Here is a 22,967-nt window from a genome sequence, read left to right on the forward strand (position 1 = left end):
TGAGGTAATATCTATCTCATCTTATAACTTTATTTTAGAAGCTCTTTTCTATGCAGCTTCATATTAAATTGGTATTACTAAACTTTGTTGCTTTATTTTCATGCATTAAGTTTAAAAATCATGCTATTAATAAGTTTCTAAGATTTTGTATGTACTACAAAAATGAGTTTAAGTATTTCCTCAGAAATATCTACAGTTTCAGACCAAAATGAATCTGCTCCAAATATAGATGAGTGGCGTAATAAAATTATTCTTGGCGACTGTTTGGATATTCTACAATCTATTCCTTCTAATATTGTTGATCTTATTGTCACCTCGCCTCCTTATGCTGATAGTAGAAAAAATACTTATGGAGGGGTTCATCCTGATAAATATGTGGAATGGTTTTTACCCATATCTCAAGAATTGAAGCGAGTTTTGAAGGATGATGGAACATTTATATTAAATATCAAGGAAAGAGTAGTTGATAGCGAACGTCACACCTATGTTTTAGAACTCATATTGGAAATGAAAAAACAAGGTTGGTTGTGGACAGAAGAATTTATGTGGCATAAAAGAAATTGTTTTCCTGGTAAATGGTCAAATCGTTTTCGTGATGCTTGGGAGAGATGCTTACAGTTCAATAAGCAAAAAAAATTTAATATGTACCAAGAGGAAGTAATGGTTCCAACGGGTGATTGGGCGAAGTCACGACTGAAAAACTTGAGTGAAACAGATAAAAGGCGGGATAACTCAAAAGTTGGTAGTCCTTTTGGTAAGAAAGTAGCGAACTGGGTAGGTCGTGATTTGGTATATCCCACAAATGTTTTACATTTAGCAACAGAGTGTAATAACAAAAGTCATAGTGCTGCTTTCCCTAAAGAACTTCCTTCATGGTTTATAAAATTATTTACTCAAGAAGGGGATTTGGTGCTTGATCCGTTTGTGGGATCTGGTACTACGTGTGTGGTTGCTACAGAACTAAATAGAGAATATATTGGTATAGAAATAAAATCAGATTACTATGAGTTAGCAATAGCAGAGGTAAACGCTGTCAATAAGAGTGCTACCCAAATGAAACTACTATGAATAATTCTATTTATCAAAATTATTATGACTATCTTTCAGAGGAAGTAATAACTCCTTTTTACAATGATAGGGTTAATAACCTAAATAACTTATGTTTAAAAGACGTTTTAAAGCGTAAAAATCCCTACTTATTTAAAGCTAAAAATCTTGAATTAGCCGGAGATTTAGTAAAAAGCATTGTTGATGCTTTTCTCTCTTCACAAGAAGAAACAAAATTTGGAAATTTACTAGAAAAATTTGCTATTTATGTATCTCAATCTTTATATGGTGGTTTTAAATCTAGTTTTAAAAGTGTAGATTTAGAATTTGAAAGAGATGGTATTTATTATATAGTAGGAATAAAATCTGGAACTAATTGGGCTAATTCTGACCAGATAGCCGCAATGAAAAGTAATTTTAAAATTGCAAAACAAAACTTAAGACAAAAAGGCGTTACTAATGAGATTATTGCAGTAAATGGCTGCATGTATGGAAGAGAGACTGTACATTTAAAAAATAATATAGATATTGAAAAAGTTTATTACAAATATGCTGGTCAGGATTTTTGGTATTTTATATCTAATGATGATAATCTTTATCAAGAAATAATTGTACCAATTGATGAAAAAGCAAAAGAAAAAGATGAAAAATTTAAATCTGCCTATGCTGCGAAAGTTAATGAAATGACTCAAGACTTTATACTCAATTTTATGAAAAACAATCAAATTGATTGGGTTAAGCTCATTGATTATGTATCTAAACGAGGAAAAGCTGAACTAGATAACTCTATACAAACTAGTTTATTTTGATTTAATGGGAAAATATTATCCTTCTTCTGTTTTTCAGCTTTCATTTAACCAAGGCATTAAAAATCTATCAATTATTTGATTGCTGAAGTAGCTTACCTAAACAGAAGCTTTTTTGACTTTATCGACAGCATTAATTACTGAGAAAAAAGTTACTTTTCTAAACGAACTGCATACCACTGTAAATATTGCCCAGTACCAATATCTAATTCGCAACTCGTATCTAGTAAATACTGTGCTTGAGCTTCAAAGGTATCAAATTTTTGTACGTCAGGTGGTAAGTCTTGACTTGAGAGTTTTTGGAGAGTTGTTTTAAGTTTTTGTAATAACTCGGATGGTGTAAGAAACTGTTCTGGTTGATTTGTTTCTAGAACAACAAAATTATCTTGCTGATACATTAATGGGTCTGGCATTTTAATAATTTAGTTAATGTAAATGAATTGGAATTTTTTGCAAGAGCTTATAATCATTGACGTAACCCAAAAGTTGGCTATTTTATATATTGTCCGCAAAATAGTTACAAAATTTAGTTGTTCAACATATTTATCTTAATTAAATCAGAATTTTTACTTAGTTTATCGAGCCACAATGAGTTGATAATCAAGCTTTGCACTAAACTAAATCTCAATCTTATGTAATTATACTAAACTTCCCTAGACCTAATCTAATAGACTAAATAAATTTCAGTCAAGTGAGATTAGTACTTAGTATTTAGCTATCTTAGTACTTAGTATTTAGCTATCTTCTGAAGTACTTTGGTAGTTGCTTTGTCCTGTATCAGGAGGTTTATGAACTAACTACAAAACTACATAATTGAGATAGGCGATCGCAATTTTCAAAAAAATCGCAATTTAACTTTAACAATGGGGAAATATAAAAGTAACATTTCTTTCCATAACCAGAGCCGAACAAAAAGGTAACAATTGCCTTCGTGTTCCAATTATAGATTGTCTATGCAACTTAGTTATCTACCGCTTGCTTGGCTCAAGAACATTGAGCAGTCTATTGTCAAACAGCAGTTGATTTTAAAGACAGACATACCTTTGCCACAAATCCTGGCATTGATGAAAGGAGCGATCGCCCCCATGCGATTGAGTTGCACAGTCTTTTTCAGAAGAATCCCGCAATTGGAAGGCAACTCATGTCAGGCATAAGCCCATTTCCTGTTTCTAAGCAACCACCACTGATTCTAGTGGCTGATGATGACAAGACTATCCGAGTGTTGTTGCGTAAAGCTATGGAACAAGAAGGTTATCGAGTGGTTGAGGTCAATGATGGTAAGCAATGTTTAGATGCTTACGAGACTATCAAACCAGATATAGTTTTGCTAGATGCTGTAATGCCTGTGATGGATGGCTTTACCTGCTGTAAGCACTTGCTCCAAATTGCCAGGAATAATTTAATCTCAGCCCTTGCCACCTTCGATACTGACTCGACGCTTAACAATACTGTCATCTCTAAGATATGGGAACGCACTCCCATATTGATGATCACATGCTTGGACGATGAAGATTCGGTAAACCGTGCTTTTGATGCAGGGGCGACTGATTATGTCACTAAGCCAATTCATTGGCCTGTACTGCGCCAACGATTGCGCCGACTGCTACAGCAAGCACAAGTATATAAACAATTAGAGGCTGCAAACCAAGCTTTGCAGCACCTTGCCAATGTAGATGGCTTAACTGAGTTGGCTAATCGTCGTCGCTTTGACGATTATCTCAATACTCAGTGGATTAATCTCGCACAGGAGGGATCTCCTTTATCAATGATTTTGTGTGATATCGATTATTTTAAATTTTATAACGATAAATATGGCCACCCTGCTGGGGATATCTGTTTACAAAAGGTGGGTTCTGTCTTAAACCTAAAGGTGCAAAAGCATCATGATTTAGTAGCGCGTTATGGTGGCGAAGAATTTGCTGTGATTATGCCCTATACCCATGCCTCTGGTGCAGTTCACATTGCCTCAGCCATACAAGCGGGAATCAAAGATTTGCAAATTGTTCATGATGGATCTGCCGTAAGCCAATATGTCACCCTCAGTATGGGGGTGGCGACTGTTGTTCCTACTTGGGAATCTTCACCTTCAGATTTGATTGTGCAGGCAGACAAAGCACTCTACCAAGCAAAGGCGGGAGGGCGCGATCGCTTTGTCTCAAGTTATTAACTGTCATTTGTCATTTGTCATTTGTTATTTGCGAATAACCAATCCTTAAGAAGGATAAACTGGCAACGTGAAGTGGAACCATGCTCCGTTATTGGGGGCAGAGTCTACCCAAATTTGACCATAGTGTGCCAGGATAATACGTTGGCATAAACAAAGACCAATGCCGTAACCTTCTTTACCTTCATCCCGTTGCAGGCGGAAGTGGTTTTCAAAAATGCGATCGCGATTCTCTACAGGAATACCAGGCCCGGTATCGCCAATACTAAACTGAACTTTTTGGGTGGTACGGTGTAATCCGGCAACGCTAATTTTGCCACCCTCTGGGGTATATTTGATGGCATTATCTAACAGATTCACTAGCACTTGGCGAATGCGTTCTGGATCGGCATATACATAAGGTAAATCACTAGGAATATCTGTTTCAACCTCTTGGGATTTGGCGGTGTAGCGATCGCACAATTCTTCGAGTACATCTAAAAATATTTTACCTAGTTGTACCTTTTGTGGTAAAATGGGAAATTCTGTATCTTTTCCACGACCTACTTGCAAAAGGTCGGCAATCATCCGGTCAATGATTTTAGTTTGATTGCGGGCTTGTTTTAATAAATGTGCCGTCATCGATGGCTTGAGGCGGTAGAATTGCCCTGTATCTACATTGTAGTTAGATTGAAGAGTTTCCATTGCGATCGCCGCAGCAGTGAGGGGATTGCGGAGATCGTGCGCCAGCATTGCAATCACCCGGTCTTTAAACTGTAGCTGTTCTTGGAGATTATCTTTTTCCTGTTTCAAGCGAAAAATTTCGTCTGAGAGTCGGATTAGTTCAGCAGAAACAGCAACTGAATGAATAGTAGATTTGGGTAATGTAGCCCGGCCATTGTCGTCTATACGTTCTTGCAAGTCTTCCTGTAATTTTAAGTAAGCGTCTACAGCGACTTGCCAACGAGGCCACCAGTTTTTCAATTGCGCTATGATATTGCTCCCAGCGAGAACCTGTCGTGGTTCAGGATGGATTTTGATTAAAGCTGGCGTTGCTACCAACTTAAAATGTTCTGCTAAGTAAGGTTGTTGTCCAACATCGATAGTTTGAAGTTCAAAACTATACTCAGCCTGCAATTCTTTTAAGTAAGCACGTATTCGCTGCACCTGTTGGCGGGACTTAGGTCGTCCATCAACAAAAAGTAACAGCTGGAGTGGAGCCTCAGAATAAATAGGCTGATCCTGGGAAACTTGCATGTAATCGTGTTTCAGCACTGGTAACAACCCGGTGACGCTTTACAGAAAGTAAAATGGACTGACGGTTGTCGATGGTCGTTGTTTTTGTCTTCAATTTAATATCTATTTTAGATTTTCATGCTGCTATTAGTTTTGCGTTTTTGACACCAGATATATCTATTTTCAGCCTTTTGCCCTTTTTTAAGTGACTTCATCTCCAAGAAACCCCAAGCCCCTTGAATATAAGTCTTAATTTGCCCTGAATCAAAAATTGTCACTAGAGTTAGCAGGTGAAAGGTTTAATACTATGTCAAATTAGCTAGTGGAGCAGGATATCAAATTGAGTACTCGCTTTGAACAAGCGATGTCTACGACGGGCTACGCCTACGCCTAACCAAACGTAGATGCTAATTGTATCTAATCTATCAGGAAGCTGTTAACTGTTTAGGTCAAGTTTGTAGAGAGAGGATTTTCTCAACGCCAGCGCATCCAATGAAGTGTCTTATTTGCCTCAACCCAATCCAATCATTATTAAGATTAGGAAAACAGCTATAGCTAACAACCATATACTGGCTATAAATTGCGAAGTGTACTTTGTGCCCAGCCTTCCTAGAAGAAGACCTGCCTATCTCAGGAAGATAGGCGATGGGTTGCCCTAAGACAACCTTTTGGATAACATCGGGGCGATGCCTATGGCGGTAAACTACGCACTTTTAAAGTCAGCACTTACTGCTTTTGAGTCTGCCAAGAAAATCTTGACTATAGGACAAGTACCAAATTCCCCAGAAAATCCCCAGAAAATACATTTATAGGCATTAGGGAAACTGCTGCGACACTTGACTGCTTCGCTTATGACCCCAGTCGTCAAGAATGACGAATTTACGCTAAGTTCGTGGAATTCTTTAACACTGGCATTTTCTAGCTATTGCCTTATTCAGCTTACCACCGTCAGATGAATAATTTCCAGAATCGATTGTAAGCCAGCATTAGCGAACTTTATTTTCTTCCCCTCTTTGGTGAGGCTAAGGGGCGCTTTGATCCTAGTTTATCACTTTAGCTGCTTGGCGATCGCATTAAACTAGTAGTCTGCCAACCCAAAAATGCACTTGTGAGGACTCTTGATTGGGGAAAGGGGACTGGCTTTGGGATTTAAACGTTAGCGATTAGCTAAGGTTTAGCCCATTCTGACCGGAGGCGGAGCGTCTCCGGCTCCGCTCCTGAATTCTGAATTCTTCTTATAAAACTCATGTACAGCAAGCAAGTATAGCAAGGGACTGGGAACTGGGGACTGGGTGAAAAGTCCTTTTGTGTCTAAGTTTCATTATCTGTTGATGTCCTAACCACCTTGCTGTTGCTATATTTCAGATTTTTTCTGTTTTTTTCCAAAAAATGTTAGTTTTCTAGAATTTTTGGGAACTCTATAAATAAGCATGGGAATTATAAAAACCTAATGGCTGTAAAACGAAGACAATACGGTAGCTTTTGCTACCGTTTACTCATTTTTAGAGAAGAGACATAGCACAAGCCTTGGTGGTTAGGACATCAACAGATGATGAAACTTAGACGCAAAAAGATTTCTCACCCAGTCCCCAGTCCTTAGTCGCCAGTCCCTTGCCACATTATTAGTATCTTCACCAACAGAGACATTTATCAAGAGAAAGTACTGAGTCGGTAGTGTCTTTGCATAATATTGACAGGCACAGGAGCAGAGAAGAGCCGGTGGAAAAAATTCTAATGCCCCATGCCCCATGCCCAATACCCAATTAATGAACAGTCTGCGCTAGGGTAGGAATTGAAACTCATTTGTGATTTCCTGTGCTTCCCTGTAAACGTCCAGCTGTATTTTTAATTTGGGCTGTTCTACTGACTTCCTTAACAGCCTGTGCTAACAGTCCAGTCGCCAAAAACCTTGAGGAATCTTTGGCGGCAGATCCTAAACTGCAAAGCAATCCAGTTGTCTTTGGAGAATCTCAAAGTAACCAACCACAAGCACAGCCAAACGATTCAACGGTTCAGTTACCAGCTGATTTTCCCAAAGATATCCCATTATATGCCAATGCCAAACTACAGGAAGTTACACCTGCTAGCGGTTCAGAAAATAAAACCTCAACTCGTTGGTTGAGTTCTGACCCCAGTAACTTTATTGCTAGCTTTTATCGTAGCCAGTTTCAAGCGAATAACTGGCAGATTTTACAACAACCAACAGATGATGCGGGAGGAGCTTTTGAGGCACGTCGCAACGATTTGCTGTTAAAGGTTTCCATTCAGCCTAAATCAGTTACTAACGCCACACCCAATCAACCCCAAACCGCCACTGAATTACTAATTGACTACGTACCGAATAGTATTGCTACGGCACAACCTACCCAAACTACGAATCCTAACGAAACTACTAGTGCCGTTCCTCAACCAGGAAACTCACAGTTCATCGGCCCAGTACCACCAGCAAACTTGCCAGCACAGTCACCAAGTACGGCTACTAACCCAACAACTCCGACAGCGACACTAGAATCTCAAGAATTTAACGATCTGAGTAAAGTACCGCAAGAATGGCGGCAACACATCCAAGATTTAGCTGCATTAGGTGTTTTGTCTATAGAGCCGAATGGTAATAAAAGTAATTCTACTACCACAAATAACCAGTTTGAACCCGGGAAAATCGTTACACATCGGGAATACGCTCGTTGGCTAATTGCTGCAAACAATGCTATGTATGCCAGCAATCCAGCTAAACAAATTCGCTTGGCATCAGAAAGCACTCAACCAGTTTTTAGTGATGTGTCGGCAAAAGACCCTGATTTTCCGGCAATTCAGGGATTAGCCGAAGCTGGGTTAATTCCCAGTCCTTTGTCTGGAGATTCTACAGTCGTTTTGTTTCGTCCTGATGCACCCTTAACGCGGGAACAGTTGCTGCTGTGGAAATTACCTCTAGATACTCGCCAAGCTTTACCCTCTGCTAACTTAGATGCAGTTAAACAAACCTGGGGTTTCCAAGATGCAGCACGAATTGACCCCAAGGCTTTAAGAGCAGTGTTGGCTGATTACCAAAATAGCGAGCAATCGAATATTCGGCGGGTGTTTGGCTATACGACTCTGTTTCAACCTAAAAAACCAGTAACTCGTGCTGAGGCTGCTATGACTTTGTGGTATTTCGGCAGTCAGAGTGAGGGTGTGTCAGCGGCTGAGGCTTTGAAGTTAAAGCGAAATTAAAGCGATGTCTACGAAGGGCTAGGCCGTTCTCTTGTGGTTAGTTCATCAATAGCAGAAAGTGGTCAATGCCCAGGCTTTAGCATAGAAAATTTGCGATTTCTTTGTAATAGACTTATTTTTTATCAAGAAAATGTAAATCTAAGTATTTTCAGCGTTTTTACCTGTGTTTGATGAATTTTTGAGGCATAGTTAGGTAAAACAACGTAAATTACCTCAAAAAACAAGTTGTTAGCGATCGCCTGTAAACAACTTTCCTCACTTTATAAACAAACTAAAAAATACCACAGGTAAAACAAATATGAAAAAACAAGCTGTAGCGGCAGGATTTGTTCTCCTATCTTTCATGTTACCGTTCAAGGCAAGTGCAGCGAGTTTTAGCAAATTTTATGTATTTGGCGACAGCCTTTCTGATACTGGCAATGTCTTCGCTGCTACTGGTGGTTTAGTCGCTCCGACAACAGCTATTCCCCAATATCCACCATACTTTCAAGGACGTTTTTCTAACGATCGAGTTTGGGTAGATTACCTTGGAGATGAACTAGGCTTAACACCCTCTCCATACATTACTTTAAATCCTACTATTCCCAATCAAGGAATTAACTTTGCTGTGGGCGGTGCTAGTTCTGGTCAAGGTAATGCTGTTGTTCCTAATGCACCGTTACCAGGAGTACTGGAGCAAGTCGGCTTGTTGACACAAGCTAACCAGAAGCTCGATCCAGATGCCCTCTATGCTGTATGGGGAGGTGCAAATGATTATGTGTTTGGTCAAGCTACTAATACGGCTCAAACAGTTCAGAATTTATCAGATGCAGTAGGGTTACTTGCCTCAGCTGGTGCAAAAAATATTTTAGTCTTTAATTTGCCTGATTTAGGCAAGATTCCACTTGCATCTGCTACAGGTATATCTAGCAATTTGACTGCTTTGACAAATGAGCATAACAAAGAATTAGCAGACGAACTAGACAAATATAGTAATAACTCTGACCTGAATCTAATCTCTGTGGATGTGTTTTCTCTATTTAATCAAGTAGAAGCAAATCCAGGGAAGTTTGGGTTTCAAGATGTGGCTACCCCTTGCGTAGTAGGGAATTTCCAGACAATCATTAGTGTATGTTCCGAACCAAATAATTATTTATTCTTTGATTCTGTCCATCCAACAACAAATGCTCATAAGTTAGTTGCAGATGCTGCACTGGCGGCGATTGAGGCTAAGTCTGTTCCTGAACCTACGGTGAACTTGGGGATTTTAGCCCTTGGTGCTTTTGGTGCAGTAGGAGTGCTGAAGCGTCAACAAAAAAGGTCAGCAGACCGGGTTTTTGATGCACAATTGTCTCATACAACAGTTGAAAATTAAACTAACTGTATTGATGTGGGATTACGATCGCTTATTTGAAATTATTCAAGAATTAGTCATGCACCACTCTCCTAGTGGTGCAGAAGCTGAGATTAACCAGTTGTTGATGCAACGATTTGCGGCGCTGGGTGTACAAGTGTGGTGCGATCGCGCCGATAATATTATTGCCAAGATTCCGGGGAAAGATCCAGACAGAGCGATCGCGATTACAGCACATAAGGACGAAATTGGCGCAATTGTCAAGAGTCTCGGTGATGAAGGTCGTGTGGAAGTCCGTAAACTCGGCGGTTCTTTTCCGTGGGTTTACGGCGAAGGCGTTGTCGATTTACTCGGAGATAACGAAACCATTAGCGGTATTCTTAGCTTTGGTTCCCGCCATGTTTCCCACGAATCGCCCCAAAAAGTGCAGCAGGAAGATATTACTGTTAAGTGGGAAAATGCCTGGATTGAAACGAAGCTGACATCTGCTGAATTAGAAGCAGCTGGCATTCGTCCTGGAACTAAAATGGTAATTGGCAAACACCGTAAGCATCCAATTAGGTTAAAGGATCATATCGCCAGCTACACTTTAGATAACAAAGCCTCTGTTGCTATTTTGCTAGCTTTGGCTGAAAATCTTAAACAGCCAGCTGCTGATATTTATCTTGTAGCTTCAGCAAAAGAAGAAGTAGGAGCAATTGGGGCGCTATTTTTCACCCAAAATCAGCGTTTGGATGCGTTAATTGCTTTAGAAATTTGTCCATTATCTGAGGAATATCCTGTTAAAGATGGTGAAAGTCCTGTACTTTTATCTCAAGATGCTTATGGAATATATGATGAGGGGCTAAATGGACAACTACGCCAATGTGCTAAACAGTTGGATATGCCTGTGCAATTTACAATTTTAAGCGGGTTTGGCAGTGATGCATCTATTGCGATGAAATTTGGTCATGTTGGGCGTGCTGCTTGTTTAGCGTTTCCTACCCAAAATACACATGGATATGAAATTGCTCATTTAGGTGCGATCGCTAATTGTATCGATTTGTTAAAAGCTTTCTGCGAAACTGAGTTTGAGTGATATTTAGGGCTTTGATTTGAAGGAGCGATGTCTACGGCGGTAAACTACGCATATTAACCCAAAATAGCGAGAAAAAGGTTTTGCAAAGTCTGAAGGTCTGGTTCCTCAAGTCGTCCTAACTTTTTGATCGCTAGCTCTTTATCTATGGTGGTCAAAACTGGTTTAATAATTGAAGGCTTGAGAAGACCAGCTACTCGCCATCCAGTAATTGTGATTTCACCAAAGGAAGTTGCTGGATTTGCTTGACTAGTAATCGCTATCAATATTAAATCCGAACGCTAACGTTGATACTATTAGAACTCACAACTACTGCTGGACGTTTTTTAGTAGTAGTTTGGTCAGTAAAGGGAAACGGCACTAAAACAACATCACCAAATTCATAGTTTGTCATATTCTACATCATCAGGGTTATCCCAGATTTTAAGCAGAACTGGTTCAGAAAGTTTTGCTGCTGCAAAGGTAAGGCTACGATCTGTATTTTGCCGATCCAAAGAATCAATAAAATCTTCAACTAGCAAAACTTTTTCGGGAGGTAGCTGGCGAATTTTTTGAAGTAACCTTTGCTCTGAAATGCTATCAGCCTGCATTATCTAGATTCTCCTAACTTTGCCTGGATTGGTTGCTTTATGCATTCATTATAGTTTTTTGTTATCTCTAGCGATGAAGGCGATCGCTAACTGTATTGATCTATTAAAAGCTTTCTGCGAAACTGAGTTTGAGTGATATTAAAAGGCTTTGATTTGAAGGAGCGATGCCTATGGCGGTAAACTACGCATATCACTTGCCATTTCCAGCATCTTTTGTACTAAGCCAGCATCAATTAAATCTTCGTTTACAGCCAAAATTTATTGTACTTCATTGTCACTACGGCAATTCAACAGGTTTTGAATAAGGTTGAAATAGGCTTGTTGACGCTGTTCGTTCATGGATAAGGGCGTGAGAGCCGCACATATTTTATTATCAAAGAAATTCAACACCAGCACTCTAGATTCCAGAAACGGATAGATTTTCATCACAGGTGATGTGTGTCTGCCAATGAAAGAACCTCGTGGATAAGTATTTTTTACTTGTGAACAGACAATACACTGATTTTGCGGTAAGCGTTCGCGGAGTGTCTCGTAGAGAAGCTATGCCGTTAGGCTTATCGCCTATACATCACTCCTACAAAATAGTGCGATCGTCGATTTTGTATCTTACAATCAAAATAATAAGTAATATTAATCCTTCTAAATTCCAAAAGGAGTAATTATGAGTACCGAAACAGCCCTATGGAAAATCATAGAAAATTTGCCCAGTTACCTGAAAATTGAACTTTTACATTATGCCGAATATTTAATCACTAAATCTTCAACACTTCCACAAGTCGAAGATGTAACTGTTTTAGAAACCAATACAGAAGAAAGAGAAAATTGGCAATCCTTCTCTTTAAAGAACTTAAATCAATGTTATGCAGAAGATGAACCAGAATATGCTCTAGAATCAATTAAAGAATATAACCCTAATTATGAAAGAAGGTAACATCATACTAACTCCTATTCCTCAAGCAAATGGAGAAATAAAAAACCGTCCTACGCTGAGTTTGAGAGAGATGCCCAAATATCAAGACTTTTTGATATGTGGAATTAGTACACAATTAAAACAATATATTCCTAACTTTGACGAAATCATTTCACCTAATGATGATGATTTTCAATCCAGTGGCTTAGTTCGTCAATCTGTTATTAGATGAAGTTTTTTAGCTGTCATTACTCGTAACAGTATAATTGGCTCAATTGGCACAATATCAACAGAAAGGCATAACAAACTATTACATAATCTTAGTCAATATCTAATTCAATTGATAGAGTAATCGCCGCAGATATCAATCCTACAATTTAGTGAATTATTTAGTAAATCTATCTCAGTCTAATTGAGAAAATTAAGCGATCGCCCTGTGCCAATAACCTGCGATCCGCTTGATTTTCAAAAAGATGCGTTGGCGTAGCCTAACCCAGGTATCGCTACTTACTTTACAGCAGTCTGGTTTTGTTGCTCTAACACCACATTGAAGGTTCTAAATCCTCTTCCTAAGCAATATCGACAAATGTCCAAGCCGCACTGGGACTGTCTTTGCTCAACCCAATCAGGTAGCATCAACTCCAGCAGTAGCGATCGCCAGCCAAGAAAGCTATAAAATTGACCGATGACAATACCCCAGTTAGTAATGTGTCACAAACGACAGATAATTAGTGACTGTACATTGATGTACAGTCACTAATTAAATGTCGCCGTGACAAATTAATGTGATCCCTTAAATTCTTACTCAGTATAGGTTATAGCGTTTTAGCAGTACTAGAATAACATCATTGGCAGTGACAGATTAGCCGTCATTTTCTGCAATAGTGACAAATTAGCTGTCGCTTCATTAGAGGGAAAAAAGCTTTTGTGTATTTTCATAATGACAAATTGACTGTCGCTTTCTGTTTAAGTAGAATAACAATATGTTTTTATAAAAAAGTTTTGCATTATGAACAGTCAACAAAATCCTGATTTAGCTGTTCATCCCTCGGCAATTCCTATGGAAGGCTTACTAGGAGAAAGTGCTACAACTCTTGAGAAGAATGTAATTGCCACACAACTATCAGAGGAAGCCCAAGTAAAGCTAGAGATAATCCAAAGTTTACTGGAACCCTGCGATCGCACAACTTATGGACAAAAGTTGCGGGAAGCAGCAGAGAAACTAGGTGTATCGTTGCGAACGGTACAAAGATTGGTGAAAAAGTGGGAACAAGATGGTTTAGTCGGACTCGCTCAAACAGGTAGGGCTGATAAAGGAACACATCGCATTGGTGAGTTTTGGGAAAAATTCATTACCAAAACTTACAAGGAGGGGAACAAGGGTAGTAAACGTATGACCCCTAAACAAGTTGCTCTCAGAGTCCAGGCTAAAGCTCGTGAGTTGGAGGACTCTAAGCCGCCCAATTACAGAACCGTGTTACGGGTATTAGCGCCCATATTAGAAAAGCAAGAAAAAGCCAAAAGTATCCGTAGCCCAGGTTGGAGAGGAACTACGCTTTCGGTTAAAACTCATGAAGGAAAAGATTTATCGGTTGATTACAGTAACCATGTTTGGCAATGTGACCATACCCGTGTAGATGTGTTGCTGGTAGATCAACATGGTGAAATTCTAAGTCGTCCTTGGCTAACAACAGTCATTGACACCTACTCTCGTTGCATCATGGGTATTAATTTAGGATTTGATGACCCCAGTTCGGTGGTAGTAGCCTTAGCATTACGTCATGCGATTTTGCCAAAGCGATACGCTTCAGAGTATAAACTGCATTGCGAGTGGGGAACTTATGGGAAACCAGAACATTTTTATACAGATCGTGGCAAAGACTTTCGCTCTAACCACTTGAGTCAGATTGGGGCACAATTGGGATTTCTCTGTCATTTACGCGATCGCCCTTCTGAAGGTGGAGTAGTGGAACGTCCCTTCAAAACATTAAATGACCAACTATTTTCAACGCTTCCTGGATACACCGGATCTAATGTGCAGCAACGCCCAGAGGATGCGGAGAAAGATGCAAGACTTACTTTGCGAGAACTAGAACAGTTACTTGTACGTTACATCGTAGATCGTTACAACCAAAGTATTGATGCGCGGATGGGCGACCAAACTCGCTTTGAGCGTTGGGAAGCAGGTTTGCCTACAGTGCCAGTACCAATCCCAGAACGAGATTTGGATATTTGTTTAATGAAGCAGTCACGGCGAACTGTACAAAGAGGTGGTTGCTTGCAGTTTCAGAACTTGATGTATCGAGGAGAATATCTGGCAGGTTACGCAGGGGAAACTGTCAACTTAAGGTTTGACCCCAGAGATATTACAACAATTCTGGTTTATCGCCAGGAAAACAATCAGGAAGTATTTCTGACTCGCGCTCACGCTCAAGGTTTGGAGACAGAGCAACTGGCATTAGATGAGGCTGAGGCAGCAAGTCGCAGACTACGTAACGCAGGGAAAACTATCAGTAACCAATCATTATTGCAAGAAGTTGTTGACCGTGATGCTCTTGTGGCTAGCAAGAAAAGTCGTAAAGAGCGTCAAAAATTGGAACAGGCTGTTTTGCGATCTGCTGGGGTTGATGAAAGTAAAACAGAATCCTTGCCTTCCCAAGTAGTTGAACCAGATGAAGTGGAATCTACAGAAATGGTTCACTCTCAATACGAAGACATTGAGGTGTGGGACTATGAACAACTTCGTGAAGAATATGGGTTTTAAACAATGACAGAAGCTCAAGCGATCGCCAAGCAGTTGGGTGGGGTAAAACCGGATGATGAGTGGTTGCAAGCTGAAATTGCTCGTCTCAAGGGTAAGAGTATTGTGCCTTTACAGCAGGTAAAAACTCTCCATGATTGGTTGGATGGCAAGCGCAAAGCGAGGCAATCTTGTCGAGTAGTTGGGGAATCACGGACTGGCAAGACGGTTGCCTGTGATGCTTATAGGTACAGGCAAAAGCCGCAGCAGGAAGTTGGCAGACCTCCGATTGTGCCTGTAGTTTATATTCAGCCTCCGCAAAAATGCGGCTCTAAGGATTTATTCCAGGAGATGATTGAGTACCTCAAGTTCCGGGCAACAAAAGGGACTGTTTCTGATTTTCGTGGTAGGGCGATGGAGGTACTCAAGGGATGTGGGGTAGAAATGCTAATTATTGATGAAGCCGATCGCCTCAAACCTGAGACATTTGCTGAGGTACGAGATATTTATGACAAGCTAGGAATTGCTGTGGTGTTAGTGGGAACTGACCGCTTGGAGGCAGTGATCAAGCGGGATGAACAAGTTTATAACCGCTTTCGGGCTTGTCATCGCTTCGGCAAGTTATCAGGGAAAGATTTCCAAGATACTGTGCAAGCCTGGGAAGATAGGGTTTTGAGGCTTCCAGTTGCTTCTAATTTAACTAGCAAGGATATGCTGCGGATTCTCACATCGGTAACTGAAGGCTACATCGGTCGGCTGGATGAGATTCTTAGGGAGGCGGCAATTCGTTCTTTATCTAAGGGATTTAAGAAGATTGATAAAGCTGTTTTACAAGAAGTGGCGAAAGAGTATAAATAATGACAGCACCAGATGTTAAGCCTTGGCTTTTTATTATAGAACCCTATCCAGGGGAAAGCCTGAGTCATTTTCTCGGTCGGTTCAGACGTGCTAACCATTTATCTGCAAGCGGGTTGGGTATTTTGGCAGGAATTGGTGCAGTAGTGGCACGGTGGGAAAGATTTCATTTTAATCCTCGCCCTAGTCAGCAAGAATTGGAAGCGATCGCATCTGTAGTAGAAGTGGATGCCCAAAGGTTAGCCCAGATGTTACCACCAGCTGGAGTGGGAATGCAGCATGAGCCAATTCGTTTGTGTGGGGCTTGTTATGCTGAAGCGCCTTGTCATCAAATTGAGTGGCAGTATAAGTCGGTGTGGAAGTGCGATCGCCATCAATTTAAGCTTTTAGCGAAGTGTCCAAATTGTGAAGCTCCTCTCAAAATGCCTGCGCTGTGGGAGGATGGGCGCTGTCATAGGTGTCGAAGACCCTTTGCGGAAATGGCAGCGTATCAGAAGCCTGTTATTAACTTGAGGAGCTTAAATGCTGATTCTTGATTATGCTTAAAGTACAAATGTACTATAATAAAAGGAATAGTCTGTTTACAACTCTGATTCTTTTTGCTGTATATTTGCATACTCAATGTCAAGGCAATTTTCATCGTGGCATAATGGTGTCACTATATAGATAGATAACGTCGTTATATTAATTTTTTTGTAATTCACAACAAGGGGCCACATATTGAGAATAGGCAGAGGAGGGAAATTATGAATAAAACCCTTGAAATGCCAATGCTGTATAAACGCTTATCAAAAGTGGGATTACAGCCAAAGTTTATTCAAGAAAAAGCCTTACCTGAATGGTGGGATGCAGAACTTGAAAATAATCCTGTAGCTGTTTTAGAAGCAGCAGGACGTATTGCTAAACGTTTAGGGCTTGATATGGCATCAGTTCTTGATCCTGATGCTCCTATTACTTTTAAGCAAGTAATTCGCCCTAAATTTAAGAAGATACAAAAAAATTCTGATGAAAGCCGATTAATTGTTGCTCAAGGGCTAGCTACTCGTGTAGCTGAGATGGTTACGTATGCCTGTAAAAGACCTTTTACAGATATGGCAACAAATGCATTTGAAATTCGGAATTTTATCCTGAAAAATAATTCTTACATAGACCTTGATGCTATTCTGAGATTTAGCTGGAATTGTGGTATTCCAGTAGTCCATTTTTCTGAGTTTCCTAGAGGAAGCATTAAGATGGATGGTATGGCAGCAGTGATTAATGACCGTCCAGTAATTGTACTTAGTTCTAATCGTAGGTACTCTGCTTACTTGCTTTTTATCATTCTTCATGAAATTGGGCATATCGCTAGTGGTCATGTTAAGGACTGTGTTCTGATTGATGAAAAGATAGTTAAAGAAGCAGAAGATAAGGAAGAGCAAGAAGCAAATGAGTTTGCTGAGGTTATTCTTTTTGGAGAGAAAAATAAATATGCATGGGCTAAGATATCTGACTCGATACAACTAACGCGAATGGTGCGGCAATTAGGCAATAAAGATGCAGTAGATCCTGGCGCTTTAGCATTAAATTATGCTTGGCAAGCAGAACAAAAACAAGACTGGGCAATTGCCCAAGGTGCATTAAAGATAATTGAACCTGTAGCTAATGCATCAGTTAAAATCAATAGTTATCTTGAAAAAGAGCTAAATTGGGAAAAATTAGACACAGACAGCGAAGAATACCTTAAACTCGTAACAGGAGTATAATTGCTCCTAAGTAAAGGAGTGAAATAGGAGCAAGTCTTTGCTGCTGTATTTTACAGATAATGATGTAATTTTAAAGCTGGCAGCCTACCAAATATTTTGGGAAATGGTTGCTAGCTTAAATATTAAAAACGAAAATATTCGTATATTGCCTACTGCGGCGAAAGTTTTTAGCGGTTCTCGAAAAATTAGTAAAGAATTTAAACCGATTAGCATAGAAAGGGCGAAACAAATAACGGATAGATGTAAAACAATAGATAACTATGCTATCTGTAGTACTTCAGAATACCAAATGTTAGCTTCTACAGATGGAATTGATGTGGGTGAGGCTTTACTTGTTGCTGCAACTCAAGCGGAAGAAGATTTTTATTTGCTTACGTCAGATAAACGATTTTTAAAATCGTTAGCATTATCTAGCTTCAACGACGTTAAGCAAAGATTGTATAAAAAAGCTATTTGTTTAGAGCAGCTAATAATTCATGTAATTGACCATGCTGGATTTGACTTGGTATGTCGTAGAATGGCATCGGCAGATGCTTGTGACCAAGTTATTTCCGAGGCATTTCAGTTGGGTAAACAAACAAAACACCAGGATGCAGTTAAAGTACTGAACCAAGCAATTCAAGACTTACGCGCAAAGACAGGAGATTTACTGATAGATTCTGTTTTAGTTGCCCAGACAAAACTATAAGACTAAAAACTTTATAATTGGCTTAAATTTTTATTGAAATACTTAGTGCAAATTTATAGTAATATCAAGACTTTTAGCTAGATCGGGTTGTATAAATTTATAAATTTGGATTTTTGCTGCAATCTTTCATAAATGCGATCGCTACTCAATTTACTTGTTATCCAAATGCCTATTAATCTGCAAAATCCTTCCTTATCTTGACAAACTTAATGGAAGGAGTTTGCAGTAAGTGTTTTATGCCTGATGTTACTTTAAAGCAGTCAAGTCTTGTTGCTCTAACACCACATTGAAAATTAGTGTAAAACTTACGCTGGGGATGAGTCGGCATAAAACTTGTAGATGAGCTTCTGCATCACTGCGGCGACGAAAACGAGCTACAATCTGGTTCTGCATATTAGGTTTAAGTCGGACTATACACCAAGGACTGAGCTTTTCAAGGTAGGTCATCGAATTCTCCTGGTAAAATCTGTAATTTCCAAGACAAAGGCCAGCCTACTGTGACGGTGGCTGGCAAGAAATATCAAATTGATATTGAAATTAGATTCAATTCCTACTCACTCTTGTCTGGAAAACAAAGCTTCTGCAACACTTCTTCGGGGATATCCTCAAAATGTTCCAGCAAAAAGTTCATCAGTGCCAGGTGGCGTAAATCGGTAGGCATGGGACGGCGATAGTTTTTACCTCTAGCAAACCAGCGTCGAACTGTGGAAAGGGAACGATCGCAAATCTGAGCCATTTCTTCGTAGTTCACCTGCCATTTGGCGTAAAACTGTTTGGGAGTCATGCCCAGTTGACAGTAACTGTAGAGTTGCATCAAATCTTGCTCTCGCTGCTTGAATGGATGAGGATTCATAAGTCTGTTTCCTCGCTGATTGGTTCTAAATCTTCTTCCCAAGCAATATCGGCAGAAGTCCAAGCTGCACTGGGGCTATTTTTGCTCAACCAAATCAGGTAGCACCAACTCCAGCAGCAGCGATCGCAAGCATTGCTATAAAATCTACCAATGACAATACCCCAGTCAGTATCGCTTTCAGTAGAGAACCAACGCAAGCGATCGCCATATAAAAATCTGGGTGTCTTTGCTACATTGGGAAAGTTAGCGGGAAGCTCAATAGATGCGTCTGGGTATTTGAGGCTAATCAAACCTGGGGCTATATCTTGGTAATTATGCCGGATCAGATTGAGATAAGCGGCAAGCAACTTACCATTGATGCTTTGAGTTAACCCAGAAATCAGAATTGCAGCTAGAGTTTCTATTTCTTGGTGCTGGAGTTGCATCCAAGTGCTATCAAAGTCTGCGTCAGAGTAGTTGTTGAGCTTTGCCAGTAATTCTGTGATGCCGAAATCATCTAAAGCTTGTTGATAAGCTCTGTGTTGATCTGTTTTGTAGCTAACAGGCTTTAACATGGAAAATGTCTCCTGTGATATGGGGGCCAAAAGCCAGCATCCGCCCTGAGAAAGTTGATGGCTGGCTTTTGACTTATCAGTAATTATACGCTAAAATAAAGTGTTTTTATGTTAATCAGTGTGTTTTAATGCGTTTAAGATAAAAACACACTAAATCGCTTATGATGCTGATATGGGAAAAGTAACTGTAACTCTTTATATGGAAGAAGAAGACAAAGAAGCCCTGCAATTTTTGGCTGATGCAGAGGAGCGTTCTTTGTCTCAAATGGCGGTGTTAATTGTGAAACGAGCGATTAAACAAGCTCAGAATGACGGAAAAATTCCACCAAAATCGTAATTTGTTAACAAAGCGATCGCATTTTGATGGCTTTGAAATAGTTGGGAGATTGCGCTAACTTGCTAATATCTGCTTTGCTGCGACTTCCATTAGCTTCTCGCTGCTGTCTCGCCCTTGTTTCAATTTGGCTTCTACTAGGGTATCGCAGAGGGACATCAGGCGATCACACTTCTCTACAATGCGTTTTTGTTCAGCAAGCGGTGGAGTAAAAATCAATGTCAAATCAGCTACCAAAACTTTCAGAATTTGCCTTCAATTGTTGATGAATGCGTTAGCGTAACGCGCCGTAGACATCGCACCAGAAAGGAATCACTGTTTGTCCTTGACACAAAGCGATTGAATGGCAATATAAATCTGTATGGAAGTGGGATTGCCATCAACTCAAAATTTTAGCGAAGTGTCCCAATTGTCAAGCACCTTTGAAAATGCCTGTATTGTGGGAGGATGGATGTTGCGATCGCTGTCGGTTGCTTTTTGGGGGGATGGGGGAGTATCAGAAAGCTATTTGAGTGAAGTATTTTTCTTGATTAACGGTTGGGTTGCTAAAAGATGGCGATTGCCACCTCTGAGAATTTCACTGCACATCCTCACAGCCAAGCCCATTCAAGATTTCTCTGAAGCTGTTTAAGCCTGCTTCCAGATTTTCGATGATTTCTGCCGCTAGCACATCGGGTTCTGGTGGATTATCCAGATCGTATAGACTTTCATCTCTTAACCAAAAAATATCTAAGCTTGTTTTGTCTCTGGCAACCAATTCATCGTAGGTAAACTTACGCCAACGTCCATCTGGTTTTTTAGATGACCAAACTGACGGATGCTTAGAACGGTATTTGGAGTTGTAGCAATTGACAAAATCCTGTATATCCCCGTATTTCAAGGGATTTTTTCGTAAGGTAAAGTGAACATTGGTACGGAAATCGTAGTACCAAATTTCTTGGGTTTGAGGAGCTTCAGATTCAAGTTTGTTATCAAAAAAGATAACGTTTGCCTTTAGCCCTGACTTGTAAAAGATACCAGTAGGTAGACGTAGGATAGTGTGAAGGTTAATTTTTTGAAGTAAAGACTTACGAACTGTTTCTCCTGCTCCCCCCTCAAAAAGTACATTATCAGGTACGATGATCGCTGCTTTTCCACTGGTCTTCAACATTGTCCTGATATGCTGGACGAAATTAAGCTGCTTGTTTGAGGTTGTTGCGTCAAAATCTGGGCGATTGTAAACCAGATCCTCTCCTTGCTCTTTGTCCTCTTTGGAGAAGGTCATACTGCTTTTCTTACCAAAGGGAGGATTAGCCAGCACATAGTCAAAGTGTTGGATCGGCGGCTTTACTAGGGCATCGCTAAGAGAGATAGTTGGTTCTTTGTCGATCTCGCCAATCTCATGCAGGAAAAGATTCATCAAGCATAGGCGATAGGTGCTGGGAACAATTTCATTGCCATAAAAGGTTTCATGCTTGAGGAATTGTGCTTGAGACTCGTTCAGTTCGTAGTTTTCATGAATGAAGTTATGAGCAGCTAGAAAGAAGCCACCTGTACCACAAGCAGGATCAGCAATCGTTTTGCCTGGTTCAGGGCGTAGGCATTCGACTATTGCTTTGGTCAATGCGCGAGGAGTGAAGTATTGTCCTGCTCCAGATTTGGTATCATCGGCATTTTTCTCTAGCAATCCTTCATAAATATCGCCTTTGACATCGGCATTCATCGATACCCAGGTTTCGTTATTGATCATGTCAATAACGCGAGATAACATTGCTGGGTCTTGAATTTTGTTTTGAGCTTGAGTGAAAATTTTGCCTAACATTCCTTTCTTTTTGCCTAATTCACGAAGCAGCTTGGTGTAGTGAGCTTCGATCTGATCACCACGTTTATTTTTTAGGCTCTGCCAGGTGTATTTAGTTGGAATTCCTATATCACGATTATGAGGTGGTTTGGCGTATTCATCCGCCATTTTTAGAAAAATCAGGAAAGTGAGTTGTTCCAGGTAATCGCCATAGCTGACTCCTGCATCACGCAAGATATTACAGAAATTCCAAACTTTAGCAACGATTGATTGAGAGTTAAACATAATTAATGGCTTTAAGCCGCTGCCAGTGCTACTTGCTGGGCCCATTTAAGATTTGAAGACAACAAGCATTCAATTGCAACCGCAGAAAATTCAGATTTCGGCTTGGTTAGATCCTTTAAATCTTCTAGCTTAGTTTGAAGTTGCCCCTTTCTTGAAGCAGACGGATTTTGGTTATATTCCTTCATTAAACGCTGAAGTTCATTAAGCTTGGATTCGCATGTATCCCATAAATCCTTTCTTCCCTCTTTCAAAGGTTCATAATTCAAGTCTAAATTCTCAATTGTGTACTTAGCTCTTTTGTAATCCCAATCATTTTCATCATCCGATGTAGGCTTGGCAGTTCCAGTTTTATCAAAAGTAAGTTTGAAAGGATCATCTTTATCTATAGGATCAAGATAATAAATAATCTCATCCTCACACAAATCTGTGTGGCAATTTGCCTTATGCTTGAGAACACAAAATCTTGCCCCCTTTTTTGTGTTACCAACACTTCCACAGATCCGATAATTTGCCCAGTCAAACGCAAGCCACCAGTATCCTCCTCGATCAATTCCATTTAAATCTAAAGCTTCACTTTTAGGTCTAAAATGATCTACATGGTAGTGGGAATAAACTTCTCTCGCTTCTGAATACCAACATTTACCATGAGATAAATTCATTAGATATTTCTTGAGAGCCTTATTTCTCCAAACTGCACCATTGCTCTCAATAATTTCCTTTCGCTTTTCAGGATCGGTTTCTGAAATAAGCCTTTGGGTTAAGCCTTCTGCTTTAGCCATCCACCTT

General features: G+C 39.9%; 27 protein-coding genes. 16 read left to right on the forward strand and 11 right to left on the reverse strand.

Features of this window, described 5'->3' with window-relative positions; translation table 11 throughout:
* Positions 1-162 precede the first annotated feature (162 nt).
* Positions 163-1,068: a site-specific DNA-methyltransferase gene (locus RMZ41_RS17210; RefSeq protein ID WP_322643698.1), complete on the forward strand. Its 906-nt coding sequence runs from the start codon at positions 163-165 to the stop codon at positions 1,066-1,068.
* Positions 1,065-1,856, forward strand: coding sequence for a PmeII family type II restriction endonuclease (locus RMZ41_RS17215; RefSeq protein WP_322643699.1), 792 nt, complete (start codon positions 1,065-1,067; stop codon positions 1,854-1,856). Before RMZ41_RS17210 ends, RMZ41_RS17215 begins: the two co-directional genes overlap by 4 nt.
* Positions 1,857-2,005: 149 nt before the next feature.
* Here the strand turns inward: RMZ41_RS17215 and RMZ41_RS17220 are convergent, their stop codons facing one another.
* Positions 2,006-2,266, reverse strand: coding sequence for a chlororespiratory reduction protein 7 (locus tag RMZ41_RS17220; protein WP_322643700.1), 261 nt, complete (start codon positions 2,264-2,266; stop codon positions 2,006-2,008).
* A 540-nt stretch (positions 2,267-2,806) separates the two neighbouring features.
* On the opposite strand from RMZ41_RS17220, the gene RMZ41_RS17225 reads away from it, so the two are divergent.
* Together RMZ41_RS17225 and RMZ41_RS17230 are read left to right on the forward strand one after the other, a co-directional pair.
* On the forward strand, positions 2,807-3,007 hold the full coding sequence (locus RMZ41_RS17225; protein ID WP_322643701.1) for a hypothetical protein: 201 nt from the start codon (positions 2,807-2,809) through the stop codon (positions 3,005-3,007).
* Entirely contained in the window at positions 2,995-4,020 is a 1,026-nt protein-coding gene (locus RMZ41_RS17230) for a PleD family two-component system response regulator (RefSeq protein WP_322643702.1), read from the forward strand. The genes RMZ41_RS17225 and RMZ41_RS17230 overlap by 13 nt, the downstream gene beginning before the upstream one ends.
* Positions 4,021-4,065: 45 nt before the next feature.
* Here RMZ41_RS17230 and RMZ41_RS17235 read toward each other — a convergent pair whose 3' ends face one another.
* On the reverse strand, positions 4,066-5,271 hold the full coding sequence (locus tag RMZ41_RS17235) for a histidine kinase (RefSeq protein ID WP_322643703.1): 1,206 nt from the start codon (positions 5,269-5,271) through the stop codon (positions 4,066-4,068).
* A gap of 1,776 nt (positions 5,272-7,047) precedes the next feature.
* Between RMZ41_RS17235 and RMZ41_RS17240 the strand changes: the two genes are divergently transcribed.
* The 3 genes from RMZ41_RS17240 to RMZ41_RS17250 all read left to right on the forward strand — a co-directional run bounded on the left by RMZ41_RS17240 (position 7,048) and on the right by RMZ41_RS17250 (position 10,853).
* A complete protein-coding gene (locus RMZ41_RS17240; RefSeq protein ID WP_322643704.1) occupies positions 7,048-8,442 on the forward strand; it encodes an S-layer homology domain-containing protein in 1,395 nt (464 codons plus the stop codon).
* Between the two features lie 298 nt (positions 8,443-8,740).
* Complete coding sequence (locus tag RMZ41_RS17245) at positions 8,741-9,796, forward strand: SGNH/GDSL hydrolase family protein (RefSeq protein WP_322643705.1); 1,056 nt, start codon at positions 8,741-8,743, stop codon at positions 9,794-9,796.
* Positions 9,797-9,809: 13 nt separating this feature from the next.
* On the forward strand, positions 9,810-10,853 hold the full coding sequence (locus RMZ41_RS17250; protein ID WP_322643835.1) for a M42 family metallopeptidase: 1,044 nt from the start codon (positions 9,810-9,812) through the stop codon (positions 10,851-10,853).
* A gap of 53 nt (positions 10,854-10,906) precedes the next feature.
* Here the strand turns inward: RMZ41_RS17250 and RMZ41_RS17255 are convergent, their stop codons facing one another.
* Genes RMZ41_RS17255 through RMZ41_RS17265 form a run of 3 tightly spaced genes read right to left on the reverse strand, consistent with a single transcriptional unit; the run spans position 10,907 to position 11,440 of the window.
* Complete coding sequence (locus tag RMZ41_RS17255) at positions 10,907-11,116, reverse strand: hypothetical protein (protein WP_322643706.1); 210 nt, start codon at positions 11,114-11,116, stop codon at positions 10,907-10,909.
* 2 nt (positions 11,117-11,118) lie between these two features.
* Positions 11,119-11,244 (reverse strand): type II toxin-antitoxin system PemK/MazF family toxin, encoded by a 126-nt coding sequence (locus tag RMZ41_RS17260; RefSeq protein WP_322643707.1) that lies wholly within the window; start codon positions 11,242-11,244, stop codon positions 11,119-11,121.
* Complete coding sequence (locus tag RMZ41_RS17265) at positions 11,231-11,440, reverse strand: toxin-antitoxin system, antitoxin component, Xre family protein (RefSeq protein WP_322643708.1); 210 nt, start codon at positions 11,438-11,440, stop codon at positions 11,231-11,233. The genes RMZ41_RS17260 and RMZ41_RS17265 overlap by 14 nt, the downstream gene beginning before the upstream one ends.
* Before the next feature lie 661 nt (positions 11,441-12,101).
* On the opposite strand from RMZ41_RS17265, the gene RMZ41_RS17270 reads away from it, so the two are divergent.
* The 7 genes from RMZ41_RS17270 to RMZ41_RS17300 all read left to right on the forward strand — a co-directional run bounded on the left by RMZ41_RS17270 (position 12,102) and on the right by RMZ41_RS17300 (position 18,375).
* The gene (locus RMZ41_RS17270) at positions 12,102-12,371 is read left to right on the forward strand and encodes a DUF2281 domain-containing protein (protein WP_322643709.1); all 270 of its coding nucleotides are present in this window, start codon (positions 12,102-12,104) and stop codon (positions 12,369-12,371) included.
* Positions 12,358-12,582 carry a hypothetical protein gene (locus RMZ41_RS17275; RefSeq protein WP_322643710.1) on the forward strand — a complete coding sequence of 75 codons (225 nt, stop codon included), beginning with the start codon at positions 12,358-12,360 and terminating at the stop codon, positions 12,580-12,582. The genes RMZ41_RS17270 and RMZ41_RS17275 overlap by 14 nt, the downstream gene beginning before the upstream one ends.
* A 777-nt stretch (positions 12,583-13,359) precedes the next feature.
* Positions 13,360-15,114 (forward strand): Mu transposase C-terminal domain-containing protein, encoded by a 1,755-nt coding sequence (locus RMZ41_RS17280; RefSeq protein ID WP_322643711.1) that lies wholly within the window; start codon positions 13,360-13,362, stop codon positions 15,112-15,114.
* Between the two features lie 3 nt (positions 15,115-15,117).
* The gene (locus RMZ41_RS17285) at positions 15,118-15,948 is read left to right on the forward strand and encodes a TniB family NTP-binding protein (RefSeq protein ID WP_322643712.1); all 831 of its coding nucleotides are present in this window, start codon (positions 15,118-15,120) and stop codon (positions 15,946-15,948) included.
* A complete protein-coding gene (locus RMZ41_RS17290; RefSeq protein WP_322643713.1) occupies positions 15,948-16,481 on the forward strand; it encodes a TniQ family protein in 534 nt (177 codons plus the stop codon). Before RMZ41_RS17285 ends, RMZ41_RS17290 begins: the two co-directional genes overlap by 1 nt.
* Before the next feature lie 210 nt (positions 16,482-16,691).
* Complete coding sequence (locus RMZ41_RS17295; protein WP_322643714.1) at positions 16,692-17,687, forward strand: ImmA/IrrE family metallo-endopeptidase; 996 nt, start codon at positions 16,692-16,694, stop codon at positions 17,685-17,687.
* A 37-nt stretch (positions 17,688-17,724) separates the two neighbouring features.
* Positions 17,725-18,375 (forward strand): hypothetical protein, encoded by a 651-nt coding sequence (locus RMZ41_RS17300; protein ID WP_322643715.1) that lies wholly within the window; start codon positions 17,725-17,727, stop codon positions 18,373-18,375.
* A 246-nt stretch (positions 18,376-18,621) separates the two neighbouring features.
* On the opposite strand, the gene RMZ41_RS17305 is transcribed toward RMZ41_RS17300, so the two are convergent.
* From RMZ41_RS17305 to RMZ41_RS17315, 3 genes are all read right to left on the reverse strand, one after another.
* Positions 18,622-18,822: a hypothetical protein gene (locus tag RMZ41_RS17305; RefSeq protein ID WP_322643716.1), complete on the reverse strand. Its 201-nt coding sequence runs from the start codon at positions 18,820-18,822 to the stop codon at positions 18,622-18,624.
* Positions 18,823-18,925: 103 nt separating this feature from the next.
* Positions 18,926-19,228: a helix-turn-helix domain-containing protein gene (locus RMZ41_RS17310; RefSeq protein ID WP_322643717.1), complete on the reverse strand. Its 303-nt coding sequence runs from the start codon at positions 19,226-19,228 to the stop codon at positions 18,926-18,928.
* Entirely contained in the window at positions 19,225-19,782 is a 558-nt protein-coding gene (locus tag RMZ41_RS17315) for a hypothetical protein (protein WP_322643718.1), read from the reverse strand. Before RMZ41_RS17315 ends, RMZ41_RS17310 begins: the two co-directional genes overlap by 4 nt.
* Before the next feature lie 172 nt (positions 19,783-19,954).
* Between RMZ41_RS17315 and RMZ41_RS17320 the strand changes: the two genes are divergently transcribed.
* The gene (locus tag RMZ41_RS17320) at positions 19,955-20,119 is read left to right on the forward strand and encodes a ribbon-helix-helix domain-containing protein (protein ID WP_072022197.1); all 165 of its coding nucleotides are present in this window, start codon (positions 19,955-19,957) and stop codon (positions 20,117-20,119) included.
* A 54-nt stretch (positions 20,120-20,173) separates the two neighbouring features.
* Here the strand turns inward: RMZ41_RS17320 and RMZ41_RS17325 are convergent, their stop codons facing one another.
* Entirely contained in the window at positions 20,174-20,353 is a 180-nt protein-coding gene (locus tag RMZ41_RS17325) for a hypothetical protein (protein WP_409875500.1), read from the reverse strand.
* A 172-nt stretch (positions 20,354-20,525) separates the two neighbouring features.
* Between RMZ41_RS17325 and RMZ41_RS17330 the strand changes: the two genes are divergently transcribed.
* Positions 20,526-20,747, forward strand: coding sequence for a hypothetical protein (locus tag RMZ41_RS17330; protein ID WP_322643720.1), 222 nt, complete (start codon positions 20,526-20,528; stop codon positions 20,745-20,747).
* On the opposite strand, the gene RMZ41_RS17335 is transcribed toward RMZ41_RS17330, so the two are convergent.
* Entirely contained in the window at positions 20,694-22,226 is a 1,533-nt protein-coding gene (locus tag RMZ41_RS17335; protein ID WP_322734348.1) for a class I SAM-dependent DNA methyltransferase, read from the reverse strand. The genes RMZ41_RS17330 and RMZ41_RS17335 overlap by 54 nt on opposite strands.
* Positions 22,193-22,960 carry a hypothetical protein gene (locus RMZ41_RS17340; RefSeq protein ID WP_322643722.1) on the reverse strand — a complete coding sequence of 256 codons (768 nt, stop codon included), beginning with the start codon at positions 22,958-22,960 and terminating at the stop codon, positions 22,193-22,195. Before RMZ41_RS17340 ends, RMZ41_RS17335 begins: the two co-directional genes overlap by 34 nt.
* Positions 22,961-22,967 lie beyond the last annotated feature (7 nt).

It is taken from the genome of Nostoc sp. DedVER02, from assembly GCF_034530675.2.
GTDB lineage: Bacteria > Cyanobacteriota > Cyanobacteriia > Cyanobacteriales > Nostocaceae > Nostoc.

What these genes read in the sequence shown, in the direction of transcription:
- RMZ41_RS17270 (WP_322643709.1), top strand. Translation starts at nt 12,102, where the DNA reads ATGAGTACCGAAACAGCCCTATGGAAAATCATAGAAAATTTGCCCAGT.
- RMZ41_RS17210 (WP_322643698.1), top strand. Translation starts at nt 163, where the DNA reads ATGAGTTTAAGTATTTCCTCAGAAATATCTACAGTTTCAGACCAAAAT.
- RMZ41_RS17285 (WP_322643712.1), top strand. Translation starts at nt 15,118, where the DNA reads ATGACAGAAGCTCAAGCGATCGCCAAGCAGTTGGGTGGGGTAAAACCG.
- RMZ41_RS17290 (WP_322643713.1), top strand. Translation starts at nt 15,948, where the DNA reads ATGACAGCACCAGATGTTAAGCCTTGGCTTTTTATTATAGAACCCTAT.
- RMZ41_RS17320 (WP_072022197.1), top strand. Translation starts at nt 19,955, where the DNA reads ATGGGAAAAGTAACTGTAACTCTTTATATGGAAGAAGAAGACAAAGAA.
- RMZ41_RS17250 (WP_322643835.1), top strand. Translation starts at nt 9,810, where the DNA reads ATGTGGGATTACGATCGCTTATTTGAAATTATTCAAGAATTAGTCATG.
- RMZ41_RS17220 (WP_322643700.1), bottom strand. Translation starts at nt 2,266, where the DNA reads ATGCCAGACCCATTAATGTATCAGCAAGATAATTTTGTTGTTCTAGAA.
- RMZ41_RS17260 (WP_322643707.1), bottom strand. Translation starts at nt 11,244, where the DNA reads ATGACAAACTATGAATTTGGTGATGTTGTTTTAGTGCCGTTTCCCTTT.
- RMZ41_RS17340 (WP_322643722.1), bottom strand. Translation starts at nt 22,960, where the DNA reads ATGGCTAAAGCAGAAGGCTTAACCCAAAGGCTTATTTCAGAAACCGAT.
- RMZ41_RS17315 (WP_322643718.1), bottom strand. Translation starts at nt 19,782, where the DNA reads ATGTTAAAGCCTGTTAGCTACAAAACAGATCAACACAGAGCTTATCAA.
- RMZ41_RS17230 (WP_322643702.1), top strand. Translation starts at nt 2,995, where the DNA reads ATGTCAGGCATAAGCCCATTTCCTGTTTCTAAGCAACCACCACTGATT.
- RMZ41_RS17280 (WP_322643711.1), top strand. Translation starts at nt 13,360, where the DNA reads ATGAACAGTCAACAAAATCCTGATTTAGCTGTTCATCCCTCGGCAATT.
- RMZ41_RS17335 (WP_322734348.1), bottom strand. Translation starts at nt 22,226, where the DNA reads ATGGGCCCAGCAAGTAGCACTGGCAGCGGCTTAAAGCCATTAATTATG.
- RMZ41_RS17225 (WP_322643701.1), top strand. Translation starts at nt 2,807, where the DNA reads ATGCAACTTAGTTATCTACCGCTTGCTTGGCTCAAGAACATTGAGCAG.
- RMZ41_RS17310 (WP_322643717.1), bottom strand. Translation starts at nt 19,228, where the DNA reads ATGAATCCTCATCCATTCAAGCAGCGAGAGCAAGATTTGATGCAACTC.
- RMZ41_RS17215 (WP_322643699.1), top strand. Translation starts at nt 1,065, where the DNA reads ATGAATAATTCTATTTATCAAAATTATTATGACTATCTTTCAGAGGAA.
- RMZ41_RS17265 (WP_322643708.1), bottom strand. Translation starts at nt 11,440, where the DNA reads ATGCAGGCTGATAGCATTTCAGAGCAAAGGTTACTTCAAAAAATTCGC.
- RMZ41_RS17305 (WP_322643716.1), bottom strand. Translation starts at nt 18,822, where the DNA reads ATGACCTACCTTGAAAAGCTCAGTCCTTGGTGTATAGTCCGACTTAAA.
- RMZ41_RS17245 (WP_322643705.1), top strand. Translation starts at nt 8,741, where the DNA reads ATGAAAAAACAAGCTGTAGCGGCAGGATTTGTTCTCCTATCTTTCATG.
- RMZ41_RS17295 (WP_322643714.1), top strand. Translation starts at nt 16,692, where the DNA reads ATGAATAAAACCCTTGAAATGCCAATGCTGTATAAACGCTTATCAAAA.
- RMZ41_RS17275 (WP_322643710.1), top strand. Translation starts at nt 12,358, where the DNA reads ATGAAAGAAGGTAACATCATACTAACTCCTATTCCTCAAGCAAATGGA.